Source organism: Paenibacillus sp. N119s (genome assembly GCF_059447605.1).
The window spans coordinates 1-3,168 of record NZ_JCAJRU010000370.1 but is presented as its reverse complement, the minus strand read 5'-3'; the positions used below and the strand labels follow the sequence as shown (position 1 = coordinate 3,168).

Sequence of the window (3,168 nt, the reverse complement as noted above, 5' to 3'; positions counted from 1 at the left end):
ACGTTCCGTTTCAATGTCCCAAGACAACCCGTCGTCACTCCAGCCCAGGTGCAGATGTGGGCGTCCATTAATCGTCTCAGCTCGGAACACTCCTACAAACCGTCCCTCATACGGTGCTACTGCACTGTTGAAAATACGGGCAATCCCAGGCACAGGATTCCGACCAATAACCGGGTTTTCAGTATGTCTCCATACCGGAGCCTCGCTGCCTTTCGGCTTATCCTGCCACGGCATTTTCGACAGGCTATCTCCTACAATTCGTACATTACCTACATTCAAATCCACATTCAATTTATTCATAATTGACTCTCCTCTCACCTAAACACTTTATTTTTTTGATCTTTCTATTTGACTGAACCCTGTGCAAATCCGTTATAGATATACTTTTGTAATGATAAAAATGCAACCAGCGTCGGAATAATGGCAATAATGATGCCTGCACTAATGACCTCCCATTGCGATCCGTATGGCCCTTTAAACTTAAACAGTGCTGTCGATATCACCTGAAGACTTGTTTTGGGCATATACAGGAACGGGGTGTAAAAATCATTGTAAATATTAACACCCTTGATGATGATTACCGTCACAATGGCAGGCTTCAGCAGCGGCAAAATAATGCGCCAGTAGATGGTCAGATAGGAAGCCCCATCCAACATGGCCGACTCATCCAGCGCCACCGCGATAGATTCCAGAAACTGAAGAAAAATATACACGGCAATAATATCAGTTCCCAAATACAGTAAAATAGCTGCCCAAGGCGTGTTAAACAGTTCCAGCTTGTTAATGATCTGGAAGGTCGATACCTGTGTCGTCACCCCCGGAATGAGCGTGGCGAGCAAGAACGCACCCAGCATAAGACTTTTACCTTTAAATTTAAAACGGTTCAAAATATACGCGATCATGGAGCCAGTCAGCGTAGCCCCGATGATGGAGATCAGCAATATAAAGGCCGTGTTCACAAATCCGGTTAGCATATTTCCATCCACAAAGGCTTTGGCATAGTTCGCCCAGTTCAACCAGTTGACCGGGGGAGTCAGAGGACTGGTTGCCGCGTATTCAGCCTTCGTCTTCAAAGATGCAAACAAAATCACAACAATCGGCAGCAGAGCAATGAACGCACCTAGTAATAGCGCGGCGTATTTGATGCTGTTTGCCAGTATTCTTTTCAGCTTATACATGATTAGTCCTCCTCTCCCCGAATCAGCAAGCGCTGAAGCAGCGTAACAGCAACGACGATCAACAGCAAAACAACTGCCATTGCCGAGGCCAAACCAACCTTGCTGTACTTAAATGCCACATCAATCGTCTGAATGACGAACGTTTTGCTGCCATTGGAGCCGCCGGTCATAATGTAAGGAATATCGAATGCACTGATCGCGCCGCTAATCGCCAAGATCAGGTTTAGCTGCAAAATCCGCTTGATGGTCGGCAAAATAATAGAGCGGAACTGATGCCAGCGGTTGGCTCCGTCGATATCAGCTGCTTCATACAAATCACTGGATATGGAGGAAATTGCGCCTAGAAATACAATAAAGTTAAAGCCCATGTATCTCCAGATCGACGTACCTGCCAGCGAAATATTAATAATCTCCGGGTTGCCTAGCCACAGCTTGACATACGAACCCAAGCCCATTGCCTGAAGTAGTGTGTCGAGGGTGCCGTCTGGTTTAAAAAAGAATAGAAAAATAAAACCGATCGCCACCCCGTTCATCAGGGAAGGAAAGAACAAAATGCCTTTAAAGAAATTTTTAAACCAGGTTTGAAAGCTGAGAATGGTTGCAAAATACAGGGCCAAACCCATCTGTACAAACGTGGCTACAAAGTAATACAGACTGACCTTAAACACCGAGAAATACTCGGGGTCGGTAAAGATTTTGATATAGTTTTCAAAGCCCACATATTCCAGACGCTTACTATAGCCGTTCCAGTCCGAAAAGCTGTATTTAAACATATTGATCACCGGCAAGTACGCAAAAGTGACCAGCAGCGCCAGCGGAATAAATGAAAAGGCAACAATAATTGCTAATCTTTGTTTGGAGTAGCTGAGATTCGAAAATTTAAACATGCTGCACCTCCTGGCAATCCGTCCATCGACTGTCATATCAATCTCTTCTTATGGTTAGTTCGGATGGCTATTTCGCTTCTTTGGCTGCCACTTCAGCACGCGCCTTCACCCATGCATCGTTCAGATCTTTCATAATGGTGTCGTACGATTCCGGGCGGTTACCCACCGCTGCCTCAATAATGCGCTTCTTGAAATCAGGCTGCCACAAGCCGATTTCTCCCGCTTTATCGATTTTATCGACAATTCCTTCCTGCCCCTTCGGAGACGGAGTGAGAGGCTCAAAAACAACTCCCTCTTTCTCATACTGCTTCAAAATGGCGGGCATTTCGGCACCTTTCAGCGGACTAATGCTGCCTGCCTGCTCTACGGCGTAGTTGGATTTTTCGGTAAACCAATCCACCCAGGCACGGGCCGCCTCTTTATTTTCACTGTTTACGTTAATACCGAGGTTAAAATCACCTGCCAATGGTACAAGTACCTTGGAAGCATTCGTCGGGAAAGGCATAAAACCGATATCATCCTTGTTAGGAGCTACGCTTTTAATCTGATCAATCGCCCAAGAGCCGAGGACCATCGTACCGATTTTGCCTTGAGCGAGATCCGCCTTGGAGGTCTCCCAATCCGTAGTCGTTGGATCTTTTTCAATCAGGCCATTTTTCGCTGCATCGTACAGAACCTTGTACAGCTCATAGTGAGGCTGGCCCTTCGTGAAGTTATCATCTGTAGTCGGTTGTGTGACATTCACGTATTCCTTCGTACCTGCCACTGTTGCCAGACTGGACTCCCACTGAGTCAGTGCCCAGCCAGAGGCATAGTTCGTAAACAGCGGTACTGCCTTGGTTTTGTCTTTAATTTGCTGTAATGCTTTCAGGAATTGATCTGGTGTTTTTGGAATTTCTGTGATTCCTGCTTCCTTGAACACTTTTTTGTTATAAATCACGCCAGAGTAAACCATCGCAATTGGAATACCGTAGCTGTTACCATTCACTGTACGTTCTTCAATGCCGGTATACTTGTTTTTCATTTCGTCATAAGTACCTAGTGGCTCAAAAAAGTTAGGAAGCTCCTCAATCGGAATACTGCCAGGAATCAGCAACACATCT

4 protein-coding genes are annotated in these 3,168 nt (G+C 45.8%); all 4 read right to left on the bottom strand.

Annotation, left to right across the window (positions count from 1 at the left end; translation table 11 throughout):
• Positions 1-300 (bottom strand): glycoside hydrolase family 130 protein (locus AC5V8P_RS24700; protein WP_495473978.1); only part of this gene is annotated, 300 nt, incomplete at its 3' end.
• 44 nt (positions 301-344) lie between these two features.
• Positions 345-1,178 (bottom strand): carbohydrate ABC transporter permease, encoded by an 834-nt coding sequence (locus AC5V8P_RS24695; RefSeq protein WP_064797658.1) that lies wholly within the window; start codon positions 1,176-1,178, stop codon positions 345-347.
• Positions 1,179-1,180: 2 nt separating this feature from the next.
• Positions 1,181-2,065, bottom strand: a complete 885-nt coding sequence (locus tag AC5V8P_RS24690) for a carbohydrate ABC transporter permease (RefSeq protein WP_016822701.1) — start codon at positions 2,063-2,065, stop codon at positions 1,181-1,183.
• A gap of 67 nt (positions 2,066-2,132) precedes the next feature.
• Positions 2,133-3,168 (bottom strand): ABC transporter substrate-binding protein (locus AC5V8P_RS24685; RefSeq protein WP_495473977.1); only part of this gene is annotated, 1,036 nt, incomplete at its 5' end.

What these genes read in the sequence shown, in the direction of transcription:
- AC5V8P_RS24695 (WP_064797658.1), bottom strand. Translation starts at nt 1,178, where the DNA reads ATGTATAAGCTGAAAAGAATACTGGCAAACAGCATCAAATACGCCGCG.
- AC5V8P_RS24690 (WP_016822701.1), bottom strand. Translation starts at nt 2,065, where the DNA reads ATGTTTAAATTTTCGAATCTCAGCTACTCCAAACAAAGATTAGCAATT.